General features: G+C 42.3%; 16 protein-coding genes and 5 tRNA genes. 15 read left to right on the top strand and 6 right to left on the bottom strand.

Annotated features, from left to right (window positions below; all coding sequences use genetic code 11):
* The first annotated feature begins 24 nt into the window (after positions 1-24).
* The 4 genes from pgsA (at position 25) to MUS1_RS15190 (ending at position 951) form a co-directional block, all read left to right on the top strand.
* Positions 25-585, top strand: a complete 561-nt coding sequence (gene pgsA / locus MUS1_RS15205; protein ID WP_036163995.1) for a CDP-diacylglycerol--glycerol-3-phosphate 3-phosphatidyltransferase — start codon at positions 25-27, stop codon at positions 583-585.
* Positions 586-681: 96 nt separating this feature from the next.
* Positions 682-756: transfer RNA gene (locus tag MUS1_RS15200), tRNA-Gly, on the top strand.
* Between the two features lie 24 nt (positions 757-780).
* Positions 781-854: transfer RNA gene (locus MUS1_RS15195), tRNA-Cys, on the top strand.
* A gap of 11 nt (positions 855-865) precedes the next feature.
* Positions 866-951: transfer RNA gene (locus MUS1_RS15190), tRNA-Leu, on the top strand.
* Positions 952-1,322: 371 nt separating this feature from the next.
* On the opposite strand, the gene MUS1_RS15180 is transcribed toward MUS1_RS15190, so the two are convergent.
* The 4 genes from MUS1_RS15180 to MUS1_RS16000 all read right to left on the bottom strand — a co-directional run bounded on the left by MUS1_RS15180 (position 1,323) and on the right by MUS1_RS16000 (position 3,746).
* Positions 1,323-1,535, bottom strand: coding sequence for a hypothetical protein (locus tag MUS1_RS15180; RefSeq protein WP_036163991.1), 213 nt, complete (start codon positions 1,533-1,535; stop codon positions 1,323-1,325).
* A 13-nt stretch (positions 1,536-1,548) separates the two neighbouring features.
* Entirely contained in the window at positions 1,549-2,751 is a 1,203-nt protein-coding gene (locus tag MUS1_RS15175) for a hypothetical protein (RefSeq protein ID WP_051436395.1), read from the bottom strand.
* A 33-nt stretch (positions 2,752-2,784) separates the two neighbouring features.
* Positions 2,785-2,946 (bottom strand): hypothetical protein, encoded by a 162-nt coding sequence (locus MUS1_RS16105; RefSeq protein ID WP_156924904.1) that lies wholly within the window; start codon positions 2,944-2,946, stop codon positions 2,785-2,787.
* A 602-nt stretch (positions 2,947-3,548) separates the two neighbouring features.
* The gene (locus MUS1_RS16000; RefSeq protein ID WP_072841189.1) at positions 3,549-3,746 is read right to left on the bottom strand and encodes a CPXCG motif-containing cysteine-rich protein; all 198 of its coding nucleotides are present in this window, start codon (positions 3,744-3,746) and stop codon (positions 3,549-3,551) included.
* A 193-nt stretch (positions 3,747-3,939) separates the two neighbouring features.
* On the opposite strand from MUS1_RS16000, the gene MUS1_RS15765 reads away from it, so the two are divergent.
* Together MUS1_RS15765 and MUS1_RS15165 are read left to right on the top strand one after the other, a co-directional pair.
* Positions 3,940-4,377 carry a hypothetical protein gene (locus tag MUS1_RS15765; RefSeq protein WP_051436393.1) on the top strand — a complete coding sequence of 146 codons (438 nt, stop codon included), beginning with the start codon at positions 3,940-3,942 and terminating at the stop codon, positions 4,375-4,377.
* A 79-nt stretch (positions 4,378-4,456) separates the two neighbouring features.
* Complete coding sequence (locus tag MUS1_RS15165) at positions 4,457-4,885, top strand: acyl-CoA thioesterase (protein ID WP_036163989.1); 429 nt, start codon at positions 4,457-4,459, stop codon at positions 4,883-4,885.
* A gap of 92 nt (positions 4,886-4,977) precedes the next feature.
* Here MUS1_RS15165 and MUS1_RS15160 read toward each other — a convergent pair.
* Positions 4,978-5,062, bottom strand: a tRNA-Leu gene (locus MUS1_RS15160).
* Positions 5,063-5,311: 249 nt separating this feature from the next.
* Here MUS1_RS15160 and MUS1_RS15155 point away from each other — a divergent pair.
* The 7 genes from MUS1_RS15155 to MUS1_RS15125 all read left to right on the top strand — a co-directional run bounded on the left by MUS1_RS15155 (position 5,312) and on the right by MUS1_RS15125 (position 17,236).
* A tRNA-Ala gene (locus tag MUS1_RS15155) sits at positions 5,312-5,387 on the top strand.
* 136 nt (positions 5,388-5,523) lie between these two features.
* Positions 5,524-8,943, top strand: coding sequence for an exodeoxyribonuclease V subunit gamma (recC, locus tag MUS1_RS15150; RefSeq protein ID WP_036163987.1), 3,420 nt, complete (start codon positions 5,524-5,526; stop codon positions 8,941-8,943).
* Positions 8,940-12,674: an exodeoxyribonuclease V subunit beta gene (recB, locus tag MUS1_RS15145; RefSeq protein WP_036163985.1), complete on the top strand. Its 3,735-nt coding sequence runs from the start codon at positions 8,940-8,942 to the stop codon at positions 12,672-12,674. Before recC ends, recB begins: the two co-directional genes overlap by 4 nt.
* Entirely contained in the window at positions 12,661-14,589 is a 1,929-nt protein-coding gene (recD, locus tag MUS1_RS15140) for an exodeoxyribonuclease V subunit alpha (RefSeq protein WP_051436391.1), read from the top strand. Before recB ends, recD begins: the two co-directional genes overlap by 14 nt.
* 155 nt (positions 14,590-14,744) lie before the next feature.
* Positions 14,745-15,752 carry a tryptophan--tRNA ligase gene (locus tag MUS1_RS15135; protein WP_036163983.1) on the top strand — a complete coding sequence of 336 codons (1,008 nt, stop codon included), beginning with the start codon at positions 14,745-14,747 and terminating at the stop codon, positions 15,750-15,752.
* Positions 15,753-15,768: 16 nt separating this feature from the next.
* Positions 15,769-16,617 (top strand): Tim44 domain-containing protein, encoded by an 849-nt coding sequence (locus tag MUS1_RS15130; RefSeq protein WP_036163981.1) that lies wholly within the window; start codon positions 15,769-15,771, stop codon positions 16,615-16,617.
* 109 nt (positions 16,618-16,726) lie between these two features.
* On the top strand, positions 16,727-17,236 hold the full coding sequence (locus tag MUS1_RS15125) for a chemotaxis protein CheW (protein ID WP_051436389.1): 510 nt from the start codon (positions 16,727-16,729) through the stop codon (positions 17,234-17,236).
* A gap of 128 nt (positions 17,237-17,364) precedes the next feature.
* Here the strand turns inward: MUS1_RS15125 and MUS1_RS15120 are convergent, their stop codons facing one another.
* A complete protein-coding gene (locus MUS1_RS15120; RefSeq protein WP_036163979.1) occupies positions 17,365-18,663 on the bottom strand; it encodes an inosine/guanosine kinase in 1,299 nt (432 codons plus the stop codon).
* A gap of 87 nt (positions 18,664-18,750) precedes the next feature.
* Between MUS1_RS15120 and MUS1_RS15115 the strand changes: the two genes are divergently transcribed.
* Both MUS1_RS15115 and trxB read left to right on the top strand, forming a co-directional pair.
* A complete protein-coding gene (locus MUS1_RS15115; protein ID WP_036163977.1) occupies positions 18,751-19,503 on the top strand; it encodes a HesA/MoeB/ThiF family protein in 753 nt (250 codons plus the stop codon).
* Between the two features lie 125 nt (positions 19,504-19,628).
* Positions 19,629-20,582 carry a thioredoxin-disulfide reductase gene (trxB, locus tag MUS1_RS15110; protein ID WP_036163975.1) on the top strand — a complete coding sequence of 318 codons (954 nt, stop codon included), beginning with the start codon at positions 19,629-19,631 and terminating at the stop codon, positions 20,580-20,582.
* Positions 20,583-20,653 lie beyond the last annotated feature (71 nt).

Genomic DNA, 20,653 nt, shown 5'->3' with positions numbered 1-20,653 from the left:
TATAGCGTAATAATTAGGAATAAAATGAACATACCAAACATCTTAACGTCCGTACGTATTTTTATGATTCCTATCTTAGTGGCGGTTTATTATTTGCCATGGGAAGGGCGTTACTACACCTGTGCTGCTATTTTTGCTTTGGCAGCGATTACGGACTGGTTAGATGGTTTTCTAGCTAGAAAGCTTGATCAGACAACACCTTTTGGTGCTTTTTTTGATCCAGTGGCTGACAAGCTCATGGTGTCGATTGCCTTGGTCATGCTGGTGGCAAGTTATTCGAACCCTTTACTAACGATTGCGAGCGCTGTGATCGTTGGTCGAGAAATCGTTATTTCTGCACTGCGAGAATGGATGGCGGAAATGGGTAAGCGTGCAAGCGTTGCGGTTTCTTATATTGGCAAGTTAAAAACGACTATGCAGATGCTGGCTATTTTCATCCTACTAGGAAGTCGACCAGAGACATTGTTTGCTCATGTTGGTGAGGCGGTTCTGATCGCAGCAGCTTTGCTCACGCTTTGGTCCATGTATATCTACTTGAAAGCGGCTTGGCCTGAGCTGAGATCAAAAGAGTCGAACGAAAACTAAACAGATTGGAAAAAAAAGCCTAAGTTAGTTATTTATTTGGAATTTTCCCTTGACGTGAAAGCTCAAATACATAGAATAGGCACCGTCTTTTGAGACGCGGGAATAGCTCAGTGGTAGAGCACAACCTTGCCAAGGTTGGGGTCGCGAGTTCGAGCCTCGTTTCCCGCTCCAAAGATGAAAAGATTTCTGATTAGAGGCCGGATGGCAGAGTGGTCATGCAGCGGACTGCAACTCCGTTAACGCCGGTTCGATTCCGACTCCGGCCTCCAAAATCAGATATGCCCGGGTGGTGAAATTGGTAGACACACAAGACTTAAAATCTTGCGCTTAATAGGCGTACCGGTTCGATTCCGGTCCCGGGCACCATTTATGGTGCCTTTTTTTTCCCAAACATTCCAACCTCGTCAAACCCCCGTATTTCCTAGCTTTCAGCGCATTTATCTCAAGCCTCAAAAATCCAACTCTTGCTATTTTCTACTATCTTTTGCGTACAGACTGCACACCAAATTGCACACCAAATTTCACACTTACGGAGATAGAAGTTTAGTAACGGCATATAAGCATAAAGATGCATGGCGCGCACAATGCCTGATCGATGGAAAGAGAAAAGGTATGGCCTGGGCCAATGAACAAGAAAGGTTAGGGAACATGCGAACAAGTTGAGTTATTCATCTACGCAGCGACCAGAGCGAATGGAAACTGCGTATTTTTTAATGTTAATGTTTAAAAAACGAAATTCACTTTGTTTTAGTTACCGCTTTTAATACAAAATCGACAATTAAACTGACTGCGATTGGCCACCAAATAAACTCGTAAATTGCATACGCATTCAGCATTAGCGATGCTGCAGAGCTCAAAACCACAACAGGCCGCTTTGTGTTTAGCCCGCCTACAGCAAACAGTGCTAACAGCCCAGCAATTGGGTAAATGAGGTAATGCACTATATCCATGTTAAAGTCCCTTCTACTTATTCAGCTCTTTTTGAATTAATAGTTTTTCTTCGTTAGTGAAAAGTGTGTCTATTGTTTCTTTAATATTCGGCACTTTTAATAAATTTGCCACAGTGGAAGCGGCTATTGATCTAGATACTAGACGTTCATCCTTGTTCACAGCGCTAACTGTGCTTCTGTAAAGTTTGGCCAATTCAACCGGTCCAATAGTCAACGGGTTTACAGCCATGCTTGTTAGTTGGACTGCAGGCAGCATCCATCGGTATATTTTTTTTAATGACCGCCAATTCACTTGTGCATTGGTAAGCCGAGACTCGGCCACGATGCATGAAAAGCTTTCTTCGTACCTTTGTGACTGATATTCAATGTCTCTATGATCCATGCACTTATCTAACATTTCATTTAGAGTGGCTAGCTCTACTCGGGAATCACATAGTTCCTGCCTAACTTCCTTAAGCGTGTTTATGATGTCTTCTCGGTTGTTTGATCGCGACAGCACTATAGCCAAAAGCGGAGGGAGAGATATATTTAACCCCATAGATGGGGTGGACTTAACGTTCCAGGATAAATCGACTTGTTTATGCAGCTTATCAATAAATCCAGCCGCACTGTGTGGTATTCCCTTCATTAATGCAGGATTACTAAAGCATGTGCTTGCGCCGGATTGAATTGGCAACGCGTGGGCAAAATCAGCGACTGCATTAAGAGTGCTGTTATATTGTAAATTCAAGTTTTTATAATCGTCACTTATGAAATTACAGTTTGGATTAGTGCTTGTTAATATTTTTCCTTCACCTACCTGCACCAACTCGACAGCTGGCAAAAAATCAAAAGCATTGGCTATCTGAAAGGCCTTAAAAGAAGCTTCGTTTCTTATTCCTCTGTCTAGTCTTTCGTACCGTGAAAAATTTCCTTCATTCACCTTTATTGTTGGAATCAATACATCTACTTTCTCGTGAAAAAGTATTGCTCGTAGGGCAGTTTCAGCCGCTGCTAAGTCTGATCCGTGAGTGATTGGACCATCTATAATTCTGCCTAAAGCTGCTGCGCTATCAACATCGGTGAAACACCACGATGGAGCTGGATTTTTTATATATTCAACACTCAGTATCTTATAAAGATCCGCACCACTTGCCGGTAAACCAAATGTGGGAACATAAGGCGAAGTATTTTCACCGTTATTTATTGCCATATAAACTGGACTAGGGTGATTCATTGCCTGCTCCTTCAATGCAATTACTAATATGAACTATATTTTATCAATGCTTTTGCTGTGTAAAGCTGCTTTTAACGCATCATGCAACTGCTCAACGCGATCAGCCATGACATGTTGATGTGGTTCTGGGATTTCTGAGATATCAGAAAGAGAAATATTTTCTAACTCGATGAGAAGTTGCTGCAGGTGTTCCATTTGATCTCCTTGATGTAGTGATTGCTCTTTCCATGACCCGTTTTATCATTACACATTGAAATAGTATTTTGAATTGAAAACACAAAAAAAACAGCCCGTTTTAAATGTTGCACACCTAGTGCACACTTTTATTTATAACTTACTGAAAATTAACGATTAAAAGGTACTGGTCCCGGGCACCATTTATGGTGCCTTTTTTTATGCCTGAAATTTATCAAAGCGCCTAATTCTCTTCCGAAAGCTCTTATCTCGTTCATACCTTTCTTTCGATATTTTCGTAGCGTTACTCCAAATTGAACTTAGGATTTTTTCTCTGTATCTATAAGAAATTCACTATGCCACTACAAAAAGGCTTTTGGGGAAAGGAACCCGCGTTTGTTAATAGCTGTATTCAAACCTCTTGGTATCACTTTTTACCAAACTCCTTTATTCATGCTTCATGAATTGCTTTAAAGCGATTCTGATTAGTATTAGTGGGTATCAAAGCAAACGGTCTGGCCTAAATTGTTTGTTTTTGTGGGAGCTGATAATTTCAGCTATCCGCCTTTAGTTTATTTCTCTCATATAAGTTTAGATAAAAACTTTTACTTTGTTGTACTTTCTCAATACGTCTCATTTTCCGAGTGGACCGAAACCGAGGTTGAGCCGTCGAAGGCTGTGTCGATGTTGAAGGTGATCGGTCGGCAGCAGACTTGGCAGTCTTCTATGTATTCTTGGCTTTCATCTAGCACTTCTATCACGACTTCGATGCTTTCGCCGCAGTAAGGGCATGAAATGTCTGTTTCTAGTAATTCGCTCATTTGCACCTCTCATCTGGCTTTACGCGTATAAAGTTATTTGTACTTTAATCATAGGTAATAATTTATTTGTTAGCTTGCAGGTTATTCTGTTTGTTTTATAGCTTTTATATGAAAATCCACACTTTTATCGATCTGCTTTCGTTGTTTTTGTATAACACTGCTATGATTTGAGTTTCTAAGGTGAGGTGGTGTCATGATGAATTCTATTAAATACTTATCCGTTTTAGCGTTACCTGTGTTTTTATTTGGCTGTTCATCTGGATCTCATGTAATTACTGGTCAGCAGATGCCCGAGTTAGAAGCGGTCCAAGTTTCGGTGTTTGAAAATGCTCCGAGCTTTGATTATCAGGTCATTGGCGTAGTGACTGCATCGAGTGATGGTGGTTTTACCGAAGGTTCTAGACAAGAAAAAGCCACTGAGGAATTGAAGAAACAGGCGGCTAAGATAGGAGCGAACGGTGTTATTTTAGATGAAGTGACACAGTTGTCTTTTAGAAGTTTAGGAGCGGGTGTTGGTGTTAGTGCTGGCAGTAGTGGTGGATTGGGTGCTTCTATTGGTTCTGGTTTTTCTTTCCCGACCACTGAGACAAAAGGGACGGCGATTTATTATGAAGTTGAGGCTGTAAAATAGGCTGGGCTTTGTTCTTGTGTATTGTGCTGTCTATGATAGTAGTTTTTATATTGTGTTAAAAAATTAGTTGAGGCGAGTTATGTCAGAGTTGCAAGAAAAGGCAAAAGGTCGTCTTACGACTAGGACCGTTGCTATGCCGGGAGACACAAACCCTTCTGGCGATATTTTTGGTGGTTGGGTTGTATCGCAAATGGATATTGCCGCTGGGATATGCGCAGGGCAGCGTGCACAGTCTCGTGTTGTGACGGTAGCATTAGACGGGATGAGTTTTATTCGTCCTGTTAAAGTGGGTGATATTTTAGGTGTTTATACGACAGTAGAATCCGTCGGTCGTACATCAATGAACATTCTTGTTGAAGCTTGGGTGCGACGTGGTCGTATTGGACATCGTGAGAAAGTCACAGAAGGTATGTTCAAGTTTGTTGCGATTGATGAGACTGGAAAATCAACACCCATACCAAAAGAAGAAGATTTGCCAGATTACGTTAATCAAGGTTTTGATGATTAGTTGTTTGGATCAAATGGTCTAGGTTGAGTTGCTTAAGTGAAAAGCATTAGACGAAAAAAAAGCGATTACAAATGTAATCGCTTTTTTTATGTTGGTACCAGTAGGCGGACTCGAACCGCCACACCCGAAGGCAACGGATTTTGAATCCGTCGTGTCTACCAATTCCACCACACTGGCCTTGAAAAAGGTGAAACGTATTCTATGTTTTTTTCTATAGGTGTCAATCGTTTATCTGAAAATAAACAGATTTAATCGGTGAATAGTATTCATGGATTAAATCTCTTTATCTGTTTTCTCTATAATCTAGAGTGTGATTGAAGGTACACGGTAGTTTCAGGTGTAATCACGCGGGGTTCTTTTATATGTATTCTTCTAAAATAGGTTGACTCTTAAATAAAGAGCCCATAAAATTCTGCGCTGTTTGATGGGGCCTTAGCTCAGCTGGGAGAGCGGTTCGCTGGCAGCGAACAGGTCAGCGGTTCGATCCCGCTAGGCTCCACCATTTAACCTCCTGTTACCTTTTCGTTATATTCTAAATTTGTGCAAATACTCTTCTTACTTATCTAAATATCTTCTTTTTTTGAGCGTCCAAGGTTAGGCTTATTCTACTTGTTTCACTGAAATAGTAGGATTCGTAAATGTTTCAACTTTATACAGGTAACCGTCTAGAGGATTTAGCCGTGTTACTTGCGAAAATTTTGGCTGTGTCACCGCCAGAAAATCCGTTTGATGATGAGCATATTCTGGTACAAAACCCTGGAATGGCTCAATGGTTGAAAATGTTTTTGGCTCAGTCTCATTCTATTTCTGCAGGCTTTTCTTTCCCTTTGCCATCGACATTTGTTTGGCAGACTTTTGCTCAGACACTAAGTGATATTCCATCTCAAAGTGAATTTAATAAACCCTTCTTAGTTTGGCGTTTAATGCGCATGCTGGATTCTCGTTTAGGCGATCCTGAGTTTCAGGCGTTGAGCTGGTATTTAGAAGAAGATGATACTCAGATTCGACGTTTTCAATTGTGTAGCAGTATTGCGGATATTTACGATCAATATCTTGTTTATCGTCCGGATTGGATCAAGGTTTGGGAATCTGGTGAATGTCACGATGATTCTCTAAACGCCTTGTTTGAACAACAGCCTTGGCAAGCGATTCTGTGGCGAGATTTAGTAGCAGACATCAGCGAACAAGGCACTTCCTTGTATCATCGTGGTAACTTGATTGAAGCCCTACAAGAGGCTTCTCAATCATCCTCTAGACCGGTTGGTGTGCCAGAGCGTATTTTTATCTTTGGTGTGTCCTCACTTCCACCGAATACACTCGAATCGCTGCGTATTTTAGCGGCGTCAGGCTGGATTGAAATCCATCTTTTTCTACAAAACCCATGTCGTTTTTATTGGGGCGATGTGGTGGATAAACATTACTTCGGCCGAGAAATCAAAAGACAAACACTTAAGCCTGGTTTGAGTGCAGATACTTTGCACCTTGATGCCAATCCGCTGTTGGCAAGTTGGGGGCGTTTAGGAAGAGATTACATTGCTCAGCTGCAAGACATGGCAGACAACCAGTTAGAAGTATTTGAAGACTATTTATCAGCCACAATGAATTTAACAGCACCGTCGCAACAAACAAACGGTTTATTGCAATGGGTTCAGCAAGATGTATTAACCCTAGAAAATCACGGCTCAAAAGAAGAGCGCGACGTTACTATATCTAATGCAGAATATCGTCATTCGGTTGCTTGTGGTGATCAAAGTATCCGAGTTCAGCTTTGTCACAGTCCATTACGTGAAGTGGAAGTCTTGCATGATCAGTTGTTGCAAATGTTCGAGAAAAACCCAAATCTGACGCCAAAAGACGTTATTGTAATGCTGCCAGATGTGAATACTTACAGTCCTTTTGTTAAGGCGGTCTTTGGTAAAAAAGGCAGTGCACAAAACAAAAAACACATTCCTTTCGCTTTGATAGATCAATCTGGCGGTATGGAAAACCCTATCGTTGATGCTTATTTATATTTGCTTGGTTTAGGCGAAAGCCGCTTTACCTTGTCTGAATTAATCAGTGTGTTAGAAGTGCCAGCGGTATTAGCTCGCTTTGAATTGACAGCGGATGAGTTAGAACGCATTCGTCTTTGGTCGACAGAAGTCGGCATTCGTTGGGGAATGGATGGCAAAACAGCTCAGCAACATGACCTTCCTATGCAGGAATCTCACACTTGGCTGAATGGCATGCGACGCATGTTGTTAGGTTATGCGATGGGTCATGATCATATTTGGGAAGGCACATTAAGTTATGGCGATGTGGAAGGGCTTGAAGCTTCTGTGGCCGGTAAACTCGCTGAATTCCTAGTAGCAATTGATGATGCGCAAGCTCGCCTTATGCAGACGTTATCACCTAAAGACTGGGTTTCAACTTTATATTATTTATCAGAACGATTTTTTCTGGTTGAAGAAGACGATGCGTTTCCTACGTTATTAAGTAAGCATTTGGATACGCTTACTTTGCAATGGCAACAAGCGCATTTTGATGCCCCTTTGGATCAGCAAGTCTTACGGCAATTATTGTCACCCTTGTTGCAAGAATCCCAAGGCAGCCAGCGTTTTCTCGCAGGACGGGTGAATTTTTGTACCTTAATGCCTATGCGTTCTGTGCCGTTTAAAGTCATTTGTGTATTGGGCTTAAACGAAGGGGATTACCCTCGCAGTGTTGCACCAATGGGTTTCGATTTGATGGTTGGGCAATATCGCAGTGGTGATAGAAGCCGAAGGGAAGACGATAAATACTTGTTCCTTGAAGCGCTGATGTCGGCGCGAGATTGTTTTTATATCAGCTATGTTGGTCGTAGTATTCAAGATAATAGCGAAAAAAATCCGTCTATCTTGGTGAGTGAATTATTGGAATACATTGGCCAAAGTTGTGTGTGTGATGGCGATCAGCATTTAGCGCCTGATGAAGCTCAATCCGTTTTGTTCGAACGACTGATTGTTGAGCATCCTTTACAGCCGTTTAACCCTGCGTATTACCTTTCTCAAAAGCGTTCTGAAAAGAGCACCGAAAAACACTCGGGCGAACGATTCTACAGTTATGACGAACAATGGTTACCAGCCTTATTAAGCGTTCAAGTTGATGAAGAAAAACGTGAATTCATACCCTTAGAAGGATTAGAGCAGCCAAGGTTAGAAATGGCGCTTGATGAACTATCGCGTTTTATTGGGCACCCAACTCGCTATTTTACACAACGTCGCTTGAAAGCCTATTTGAGTTTACGAGAAGAGGAAGAAAAAGAAGACGAGCCTTTTGCTCTGGACGGTTTGGCAGGGTATAAATTGCGAGAGGCCTTGCTTCAAGCCATGTTGAAAGGTGAAGAAGCAACCTTTGTTGAGCGTTTGTCTTTGACTGGCGATTTACCTTATGGCGCATTAGGGCGTTTATCATTGCAGAAAAGCCGAGGGCAATGTCAGCAGTTGTTTGCAGCGTTACAGGGTTATTCATTGGAAGAGTGCGAGCCAATTGAAGTGAATTTGTCATTGGGCAGTATCGTCATACAAGCTTGGTTGGATCAACCAACAACGACGACGCGTTTGTCCTATCGAATCGGAGATTTGTCTGCTCATCAAAAAATGCAGGTTTGGATTGAGCATTTGGCACTGTGTGCACAAGGTACGCCTAAGCAACATCATCTTATTAATCTCTCGAAAACAGGTAAATTGCTGCAACATGGTTTTATCTTAATTTCACCTGATGAAGCCAAAGGGCATTTAACGAACATGCTTGCTTTGTTACAACAGGGGCTGTGTCAGCCATTGGCGTTACCAGCGAAAAGTGCTGACGCATGGTGCAAGAGTTATTGCTCTAGCAAGACAGAAGGTGATGTCGAAACGGCATGGGAGCAAGCATTGAAAACCTACCAAGGAAACAGCAGTGCTTTTACTAAAAGTGAAGTAGATGACGCCTATTGGCAGCGCTATTACCCAGACCTAAGCGAACAAAGAGACACATTTGTCTCCTTTTGTGAACTGATCTGGTTGCCGATGCATCGCCATTTGGAGGTGTTCGAATGAGCCTGATTTCTAGTTCTTCAATCAGTTCTCTAAACAGTTCTTCAAATTTACAATCGCCAGAACGCCTAGACGCGTTAACCTTTCCCTTGTTTGGTAAACGTCTAATTGAAGCCAGTGCGGGAACGGGGAAAACCTATACGATTGCAAACTTGTATTTGCGTTTGTTAGTACCAACGGGACGCGAAGGCGATCTAGACAAACCACTGACGGTTGATCAGATTTTAGTGGTGACCTTCACAGAAGCGGCCACGGCAGAATTGAAAGCCAGAATTCGAGAACGAATTCGCGTGGCTCGAAAAGCGTTACTACAAGGCAAAAGTAATGATGTATTTTTAGGTGATTGGTTGGCGCAGATGTCGGACGACCAGCGAGCTGGCGCGATTGAGAAATTGCTTTACGCAGAAAAACAAATGGACGAAGCCGCAGTATTTACCATCCACGGTTTTTGTCAGCGCATGCTGAGTCAGAATGCTTTTGAAAGCCGTATGTTGTTTCAACAAACCATAGAAACCGACGAACAAGCACCTTTGTCTATGGCGGTAAAGGATGTATGGCGTAGTGTTTTTTATCCAATGGATGACACAAAGGCGGCGTTAATTCAGCCAATTTGGTCAACTCCTGATGCTTTATTGAAAGACCTGTACTTATTAAATAACCAGCCAGACGCCAAAATTGTCGCGCCAGATTACGATTGGGAGACGGCACTGGTTCAATCGCAGCAAACCATGATGGCAGTCAGAAGCATGTGGTTGACGCAATCCCAAGACATTATTGATGCGTTAGAACGCAGTGGCATTAAACGTAATTTTTGGCGCAAAGACCCCTCGAAAGACATTCAAACCATGACGCAATGGGCGCAATCTTCCCGTTTTGAATTGGATAAGAGTCTTGAAAAGTTTGACACCAATGAACACGCGAGCCGATTGAGCAAAGGCGGCGAATTGCCTGTTCATGAATTCTTTAATTTGGTGCAAACCTTACGAGAAAACTTCCCAGAAGCAGGGCGGTTAAAAGCAGTATTGTTAACCCAGCTTTGGCAACAAACCCAAGAGCGAATGAAACGCTGGAAGCGCAGTACGCAATCACTCACTTTTACGGATTTATTGACCTCGTTAGATGTGGCATTAACGCAAGATGACGCTGGGAAGCTGGCAGAGCGAATTCGCCATCTCTATCCCATTGCCTTGATCGATGAATTTCAAGATACCGATGCGGTGCAATATCGTATTTTCTCTAATGTGTATGAGCCTGCAAAGCCCGAGCAAAACACCTTGGGTTTGATCATGATTGGCGATCCTAAACAGGCAATTTATGCTTTTCGTGGTGCCGATATTTACACCTATTTAGCGGCAAAAAAACAAGTCGATAGTATTTACTCTTTGGCAACCAACTACCGTTCTTCAGCAGCGATGATTCAGTCGGTTAATGGGCTTTTTTCTACTCAAGAAAAACCCTTTCGAGTGGAAGGTATTCCTTTCGTTGAAGTTCACGATCGCGGTATTTTAGGCGGTTTTTCTCGGCAAGGCGAAACACAAGCGGCGCTGCAGTTTCTGTATCAACAAACCGACGAGCCTGTTTCCTCGAAAGATTATCGCAACATCATGGCGGAATCTTGTGCGGCGCATTTGCATGGGCTTTTACTGGAAGGCCAGCAAGGCCAAGCGCTTGTTGATAGCAAAGGCGTGCGTCCCAAAGACGTTGCTTTGCTCGTAACCAATTTCAGTCAAGCGAATGCATTAAAAACGGCACTGCGTCAGCGCGGTATCGCCAGCGTGTATTTGAGTGATAAAGGCTCGGTGTTTGAAACGGTAGAAGCGCGTGAATTATTAATTGTGCTGACGGCCATCTTGTCCAATGGGCAGGAAAGTAAATTGCGTTCTGCCTTGGCAACCAGCTTAGTTGAATGGTCGTTAGAAGACCTAGACACTTTGAACCATGACGATGTTGTGTACGAAAAATGGGTGCAAGCATTTCGTCATTATCTTGAGCTCTGGGACCAACAGGGCCTTTTGCCTATGTTGCGCGAGTTTATGCAAGACGTGTCTTTGGCAGCGAATATGCTGAGTCATATTGGCGGTGAACGACGTTTAACAGATTTCTTGCATTTGACTGAAAAGCTACAACAAAAATCCCTTGAATTAGATTCCAAGGAAGGGGTTTTACGTTATCTCAAGCTGGCGATTCAAAATCCAAATGGCAACAGTGACGAACAGAAAATTCGTCTTGAAACGGATGCTGAATTGGTACGTATTGTCACTATTCACAAAAGTAAGGGATTGGAATATCCAATTGTTTATCTGCCTTTTGCTTTAACGCCATATCGAGATCAAAGCGGTTCTGCGCTTTATCACGATGATCACCAGCAGTTATGGATTGCGATTGATCCGGATGAAGAAGAGTCTGAGCGACACAAGGAAGAGTTGTGCGCCGCTGAGGTTCGCTTGGCGTACGTGGCCCTAACTCGCTCAAAAGAAGCCTGTTTTATTGGTTGTATGGATGTCGGTAAAAAATCCAACAAAACACGCGATGCAATTTCGGATGTTCATCTAAGTGGCGTTGGCGCTTTGATTGCTGAAGGCGAACCATTAGAAGCCGGTGCTTTGTACTCGAGCCTTGAGCGCCTATGTGGGCGCTATCAACCTCATCAAATGTTGATGCAGGATTTACCTGAGGAGCGATTGGATTTGCCAAGGTTTAAAATGGCACAAACGGAATTGATTAATCCTGATGCTCGTGAGTTCAAGGGGCGAATTGAGCGTGATTGGTGGGTTGGTAGTTATTCGTCTTTGGTTGTAGAAGACAAAGCCTACCATGATGAAAGTGTGCCCGGTTTGGATGAAATGACGCGTGTTGTTGATCCTTTGGCTGAGCTTGTAGGTGAGCCAGACGTTTTATTGGAACCTCAAAGTAATCGTTTCACTTTTCCGAAAGGGGCAAAGCCGGGAACATTTTTACACGATACATTGGAAGGTAAAGCCTTGCATGAGGTGACGTCGACACCGAGTTTTAAAGACTTACTCAAAACCAGTCACCATAAATTAATGGCTGATTATTATGAACGTCATGATTTTGGTGAATGGCAATCTGTTTTGAGTGAATGGTTGCCCGATATTATCAGTACTGAGTTGGTGGATGGTATGAGCCTTGGGGCATTAACGCAGTCCGCTTGTCGCAAGGAACTGGAATTTTTCATTCCGGTTGATGGTATGAACGCGTTACAACTTGATCGAATTTCCCGTCAACATGATGCTGTTTCTCGCGTTGCGCCAATGATTCAAGATCGACCGTTAAAAGGCATGTTAAAAGGCTTTATCGATTTGTTATTTGAATGGGAAGGACGCTATTACGTCTTGGATTACAAATCGAATTATTTGGGTAATGATTTCTCGGATTACGAACAAGATAAGCTCGTTCATGCCATGGCTGAACACAGATACGATTTACAATATCAGTTATACACTCTCGCATTGCATCGTTTATTAAAGCAACGTTTGCCTAATTATGACTACGAAAAACACGTTGGTGGTGTGGTGTATTTATTCCTACGAGGTATGCGCCCTGAATACCAAACAGGCGTGTTTCAGACTCGTCTTACACTTGAGCATGTGAATGCCTTGGACTCTTTGTTCTCTGGAAATACCGCGGTCGCTAAAAAGGCAGAAAGTAGCGAGAATTCTGAAAGAAATGGAAATAACAAAAGCGAAGAGACGGTGCAATATGGACTTTTCTAAACAGCTGGATTTATTAGGTGATGCTTTATCAACAGTAGACAATTCCGTATTGAAAAATGACGAAATGAATTTATCTGTTTGGCAGGATAAAGGTGTATTTCGCGCGATTGATTGTCAGTGGATTGAACAACTCGCCAAGCATGTTGATGAAGATGCGGACTCTGTGTTGATGGCAGGTGCCTTGTGCAGTGCTTATCTTGGTGCTGGTCATATTTGTATTGATTTAGCGACCATTTGGCAAACACCACCAGAAGGGGTGGAATTAGAAGCGTTTCGTAATCTATTGAGTTCGAGCGGAGTGACGAGTGTTAATCAATGGTGTGATGCCTTGGCTAAAAGCGCGTTAGTTACTTTGGCGGAAAGCCTTACAGAACAACCAATGGTGTTGTCTGGAACACGTTTGTATTTGTATCGTTATTATCAATATGAGCAGCAGGTTTTGAACTACTTAAAAGGGCAGTTTGATGTGGCCCCTTTTGATGTGGATGCGAACTTAATTGCACAGCTTTTTCCTGACTCAAATGATGATGTTGATTGGCAAAAAGTCGCTGTGGCTAATTCAGCAAGCTTGCCTTTTTCTGTGATTAGCGGTGGTCCAGGAACAGGGAAAACGACTACTGTTACTAAGCTTTTAGCCTTATTGGTTGCTCAAGCCGCGCAACAGGGTCAAGTATTGCGCATCGAATTGGCAGCGCCTACAGGGAAAGCCGCTGCGCGTTTAACAGAATCCATTTCCAAAGCCAAAGCAGATTTGCCTTTGAGCGATGAAATCAAAAGCGTGATTCCAGAACAAGCCAGCACCTTGCATCGCTTATTAGGCAGTGATTTTGGTCGCAGTCGCTTTAAACATAATAAAGAAAATCCATTGCATCTTGATGTCTTGCTGGTGGATGAAGTCTCCATGGTCGATTTGCCGATGATGGCGAAACTCATTGATGCTTTGCCACCTCATGCTCGTTTGATTTTATTAGGTGATAAAGATCAGTTGGCGTCTGTAGAAGCGGGCAGTGTATTAGGGGATTTATCCTTCGGTATTGAAGATGTGTATTTTCAACCAAAATGGGCAGAACGCTTGGCAAGAATCACAGGCGAAAACCTAACGCCATTTGGTAATGAGTTTGCGCCGCCAATCAGTCAGGCGCTGACGTTGCTTCGCACTAGCTATCGTTTCGACGCCGACAGTGGCATTGGACAGCTAGCCACCGCGATGAATGCAGGCGATGCAAAAGGTGTCTTACGATATCTTGAATCTGATAAAGAGGATGTGCATTGGCAGATTCCAGAAGAAGGGCAAACGAAAGCAGACATTGCAACTCTAGCGAAAGGTTATGATGAATATTGGGATGCCGTAAGTTTGGGTGGCGACATTACTGAGTTGTATCGAGTGTTTTCTCGTTATCAAATACTCACCGCCGTGCGCCAAGGTGAGTTCGGTGTGGAAAAAATTAACGCCCAACTTGAGCAGTATTTTTACCAACGAGGGCGAGTAAAAGATCCTCATGTTTGGTATCCCGGAAAAGCCGTCATATTAACCAGAAACGATGCCGCACTAGGCCTATTTAATGGCGATATTGGTTTGTGTATGCTGGATGAGTTTCAGCGATTAAGAGTGTGGTTTATCCAATCAGATGGCACCTTCACAGGCTTACTTCCAAGTCGACTGAGTGAATTTGAAGCCGTATTCGCCATGACAGTGCACAAATCCCAAGGCTCAGAATTCGAACGCGTAGCCTTGTTACTGCCAATGACACCATCACCGGTGTTAACTCGTGAACTGCTTTATACCGGTATTACAAGAGCGAAAAAAGACTTCACCTTATGGGGACCTAGTAGTTTGATTCGCATAGCGGCAAGTATACAAATTCTGCGTTATTCAGGACTCGTCGATGAGCTTTGGTCAGTGCCTCATGCTTGATATTGAAGCTTTTGCCTCCATTGTTAGAATAGATCGAGAAAAACTCTATAAAACATGAAATTAAATAATCATCTTGTGTGATTCTTGCAATGGTTTTTTTGTGATAGTGTAAGCCAAAATTTAGACCACATACTAGGTAGAAAAGAGTAGTCATAATGACCAAAGAAATTGTTTTAACTGGAGTAACAACCACAGGTACACCTCATTTAGGAAACTATGTTGGTGCCATTCGTCCTGCGATAGAAGCAAGTCGTCAAGACAATACAGAGTCTTACTTCTTCTTAGCGGATTACCATGCCTTGATCAAATGCCAAGATCCAGAGCGTGTTAAGCAGTCTCGACTAGAAATTGCAGCGACTTGGCTAGCTTGTGGATTAGATACTGATAAAGCAACGTTTTATCGTCAGTCTGACATCCCTGAAATTGCTGAACTGAATTGGCTGCTAACTTGTGTGACAGCCAAAGGTTTGATGAACCGTGCGCATGCTTATAAAGGTGCGGTGGATGAAAATCTTGCCAACGATCAAGACCCTGATTTTGGTATTACGATGGGGTTGTTTTGTTACCCCGTTTTAATGGCGGCGGATATTTTGGCATTTAATGCACATAAAGTGCCTGTTGGTCGTGATCAAATTCAGCATATTGAGATGGCGCGTGACATTGCGGGCCGTTTTAATCATTTGTTTGGTGAGCATTTCGTCTTACCAGAAGCTGTGGTTGGTGAAGAAGGTTCTATTTTGAAAGGCTTAGATGGCCGCAAGATGAGCAAGAGCTACAACAATACTATTCCGTTATTTGATACGGAAAAGAAATTGCAAAAAGGTATTAATAAGATTAAAACGAATTTATTAGAGCCTGGTGAAGCGAAAGATCCAGATGACTCTGTTGTGTTTGATATTTATAAATCCTTTTCCACACCTGAACAAACTGCAGAAATGCGTCAGAAATTTGTGGACGGTATTGGTTGGGGCGAAGCCAAGAAGGAACTTTTTGCTTTAGTAAACGGTCAACTTAGTGAGCCGCGTGAAAAGTATCTTGAGCTAATAGCAAATCCTTCTCATGTGGAGGATGTATTACAAGCCGGTGCAGAAAAAGCGAGAGCTCGTGCCCGTAAAATGATTTCAGACCTACGCAACGCCGTAGGCCTAGTAAATTTCAAATAATAAAAGGAGAGTTTTTGTGAGAACAACCGTATTTGCCATGTTGATGGCGTTTGTTTTAGCAATTGGTGCTGGTGGTTACAGTGCTGATGTGCAGGCGAAAAAATTTGGTGGTGGTAAAAGCTTTGGGAAAAGTTTTTCTATCTCTAAATCTAAAACCTCATCAGCAGCCACCACTGGAGCCGCATCTACCACTAAGAAATCTGGATTCATGGGTGGCCTAGGTGGCGGTTTATTAGGTGGATTATTGGTTGGCGGTTTGTTTGCGACTTTGCTAGGCAGTGGCGCTTTTGAAGGCATTTCTTTTGGCGATATCTTGTTGTTCGCTTTGATTGGCTTCTTGGTTTACAAATTTTTCATCGCGCCTAAACGTCGTGCTGCTGAACAGGCTGCTGGTAACGGTATGTTCCGCGAGATGCCTGGTCAAATGGGTGGTAATTCTCAGCCTTCTCCAATGGGTGGTCTAAGTGGTTTTGGTGGGCAGCCAGAAATTCAACTGCCACCAGGGTTTAACGAACAAAACTTTGTTACTGAAGCGAAAGATCATTACATCACACTGCAAAAAGCATGGGATGATAATAACTTCGATGAAATCTTAGACTATGTTACCCCTGAGCTTTACAACCTTCTTGTTGCTGAGCGTGCTTCTTACGGTGATGACAAACCTCGTACAGAAGTGGTTTCTTTGATGGCTGAGATTGTACGTGGTGAATTAACGGCTTCTACAGCGTCTATTTCATTGCAATTCTCTGGTTGGATTAAAGAAGGTGACGAGACGTCAGATACTAATGAACTTTGGCATTTAGAGAAAAATCTTTCTAGCGCAAATGGAAACTGGACAATTGTTGGGATTCAACAAGACAATTAATGGTTATTTAATCGCGCTCATAATCTCATCATAAAGTTATTTAAACTGGACAAACTTTGTGATGAGTTTTACATTGAGTCGAATCAAATTTGAAATATGGATGTGAGCCATGTCTGAAGTAGTGCCTGTTAAAGAAAATGGACAAGCCTTAGCTGTAAGTAATAAAGGTGAATTGTTACAGTACCTTACGTTTAAACTGATTGACGAAACTTATGGCATTAACGTCATGCAGATTAAAGAAGTACTACGTTATAGCGAAATTGCTCCTGTTCCGGGTGCGCCAGATTATGTATATGGCATTGTAAATCTACGTGGTAACGTTGTGACTGTTGTAGATACTCGGATCCGCTTTGGTTTGCCTGAGTGTACTATTTCTGACGATACGCGAATTATCATTATCGAGCATGATGATGAGCAAGTTGGTCTTTTGGTTGATGCAGTGCAAGAAGTTTTCTACTTGTACCAAAATGAAATTGAACAGAGCCCTAGTGTTGGTAACGACGCGGCCTTAAAGTTCATTCAAGGTGTTTACCAAAAAGAAGAAGAATTAGTTATCTTGTTACAATTGGACAGAATGTTTGAGCGTAATGAAACGCTTGGCATTGAAGCAATGAATTAAGTAAACAGATTTTTATAAAGGGGTTATTCTTGTAGAAATATTGTTAGCGATAAAAACCATGCAATTGCATGGTTTTTTTATGTCTGATGCTTTTTTCATATCTAGTATTTTTTAAAGAGAAACCGATTCTATCTTTCCCAGTAAGCCTCTTCTAAGCTGTCTTCTCGTTCTGGTAAGCCACGTGACAAACGGGATGCATTTTGAGCAAGAATTTCGTAGCTAACACGATTTGAATATTTACAAATCTGTGCAAAAGAAGAGTAAGCCAAGAAAGGTGCTGAGTGCTTGCTTGAATTTGGGATCGTTTCTTTATGAAAATGATTCGCTGAAATATCATGTAATAGTGCTGATAAAGCGCCATCACCAGCACCGTTAGTATTTCGAATTTTTTCTGGCCCGCCCATATATGGGTCAATGTGCGAAAAGACTTTAATCGGTTTGCTACAGGCTTCACGGATCATAGGACGACTAAATTCCCAGCGATTGAAATCGGCTAAACCGCCGGATTTAATTGGATTAGTTGTTTCGCGTTTCTGTTCATCATCCGTGTGACCGCATAAATACATACCGTCGGGACCAACGGTTAATAAAACAATATCAACATGATTGAGAATCGCGTTGGCGGCTTGCAGTGGATCGGATAATCCCGTTAATGCCTCGGCTTCTAATTCGTTCATTGCTAGTACGCTGACATAGCTTTTTATCAGCTTAAGCAGTTCTTCTTTGTGTTCCTCTACTAAATGCTTAGTGCCTAAAGTAAGTACTGTTGGAACATGGTGTTTATGAGCGTATTTAAGCGCTTCTATCATGGCGGATTTAATCGGCTTGCCTTGGTGGCGTAATGGATAAGCACAAGTGACCAATGCTGCGGCTCCAGCAATGATATTTTCTGGAATATGGTCTGTGTTGAGTTCATCCATATCACCTGGTGCGATGGCGAAGGTTCTTTCACCATCAGATGTGATTAGGGTAATACCACGGCCTATATCACCTGGCACACCTTGTAGATGATTCATATCGACTTTGCTGCTCGTGTGGCAAATATAATGATAAGCTGGAGAGCCTAACGTGATATTGGCTGACATGACGCCTAGCAAGACGGACTTGTCGTCAGCTAATACAGAATAGTTATGAATGGTGTTGCCAATTGTACCGCCGGCAAAATGATCTGAAATGCAGCCTTGGGCTGTGAGCTCTTTGTAAATAGCAGATGCGGTATCGGCATCGACGAGATTAGAAAGCCCTTTTTTAATATTGAACGTATTTAAAAACTCATCTGAAACATTGGCGACCACATCTACGATGGTTTCATCTAATCCAACGATATAAGTATCTTTGTCTGGCTGAACTTCGGATGTTGGTAAAACAGGTTTTGGTTGAGATACTGGAAAGTAATGTTTGATTTTTCGCTGGCCAGGGAATTTCATGTTGGTGCTCGTTGAAATGATAATAAGATGAGTTTATCAAACAATTGTCTGATCGGGCAGAACGAACCCAAATAAAGTAAGGTGAAAATGAACGAATCACAGTTAGATCGCTACAGTCGACAGCTATTGCTGCCTAATTTTGATGTCCAAGGGCAGATAATGCTTTCCCAAGCGACGGTATTGGTTATTGGTTTGGGCGGGCTTGGAAACATTGCGGCAACGTATTTAGCCACATCTGGTGTTGGGTCATTGGTGCTCGCGGATGGTGATCAATTAGAAAATAGTAATCTACCTCGCCAAGTACTTTACGATGAAAGTCAGATAGGGCAAGACAAGGTGGTTGCAGCGGCGGAACAAATTGCTAAGAAAAACCCTGCGGTTAACGTGCGTACTGTTTCTCAAAAATTATCCGGTCAGATTTTATTAGACGAAGTAGAAAACGCTGATCTGGTATTGGATTGCACCGATAATTTCACCGCGAGGCAAAGTATTAATCGAGCCTGTTTGACACATAAAAAGCCATTAGTCAGTGCTGCTGCGATTCGTTGGGAAGGGCAATTAGTGAGTTTTTTATATCATGAAGAGTTAAATCCTTGTTACGAATGCCTGTATCCTTCCTTATCCGATCAACAATTAAGCTGTAATGAAAGTGGTATAGTTGCGCCTGTTGTTGGCATGTTAGGGGTTTTTCAAGCATTAGAGGCATTGAAAATAGTCAGCGGATGTGGCGAAGTAAAACATGGATCATTAAAGTTATTTGATGGTTTTGAAGGTCATTGGCGTGAAATGCGTTTAACGCAAGATCCAAAATGCTTGGCCTGTTCGCTTGAAAACTCATAGAAAGCCCCTATGTTAGTAATTAATATTTTTAGTTAAGAATTTCATCGAGTTTTCGTTAGAATTCACTACAAGTTTTTCGTCGGCACAAAATAAGGTGTCGTGCATTCATTTTCAGGAGCAATAACATGAGCGATGTTAAACACGCTAAATTGATGATTTTAGGTTCTGGTCCAGCGGGTTATACCGCTGCCGTTTATGCAGCACGTGCCAACCTTAATCCTGTGATGATTACCGGTATGCAGCAAGGTGGTCAGCTGACGACAACAACAGACGTTGATAACTGGCCTGGTGATGATCAAGGTGTACAAGGCCCTGAATTAATGGAGCGTATGCGTAAGCATGCAGAACGCTTTGAAACAGAAATTATTTTTGATCATGTAAATAAAGTTGATTTAGAAAATAGACCTTTTCGTTTAGAAGGGGATGGTGGTGTTTATACCTGTGATTCTTTGATTATTTCGACTGGCGCGAGCGCTCAATATTTAGGTTTGGAAAGTGAAACTAAATTTATGGGACAAGGCGTTTCAGCTTGCGCTACTTGTGATGGTTTCTTTTACCGTAACCAAGATGTGGCTGTTATCGGTGGTGGTAACACCGCAGTTGAAGAGGCGCTATATTTGTCTAACATTGCTAAAACAGTGACCGTTATTCATCGCCGCGAAAAATTCCGTTCTGAAAAAATTCTTGCGGATAAATTGATGGAAAAAGCGAAAAACGGAAATGTAAAAATCGAATGGCATTCAGAGCTAGACGAAGTTTTAGGTGATGGTTCTGGTGTTACTGGTATTCGTATTAAAAACAACGAAACGGGCGAGAGTAAAGAAATCCCTCTTGCTGGTGTTTTTATTGCTATCGGCCACAAACCAAATACCGATATTTTCCAGGGTCAATTGGAAATGAAAGACGGTTACTTGAAGGTTCAGACTGGATCAGAAGGTAATGCGACTCAGACAAGCGTGAAGGGTGTTTTTGCCGCTGGTGATGTAAGTGACCACATTTACCGTCAAGCTATCACTTCTGCTGGTACTGGCTGTATGGCAGCCTTGGATGCAGAGCGCTTTTTAGATTCTTTAGCGTAAGTTTCTGAATCAAATAGAAAACTGAAAAGACATAAAAAAACCGATCTGTGAAGTGACCCCCAATAGTTGGA

The sequence above is a fragment of the Marinomonas ushuaiensis DSM 15871 genome, from assembly GCF_000521805.1.
Classification (GTDB): Bacteria; Pseudomonadota; Gammaproteobacteria; order Pseudomonadales; family Marinomonadaceae; genus Marinomonas; species Marinomonas ushuaiensis.
The sequence above is the reverse complement of the archived record's forward strand: the minus strand, read 5'-3'. Positions and strand labels throughout refer to the sequence as shown.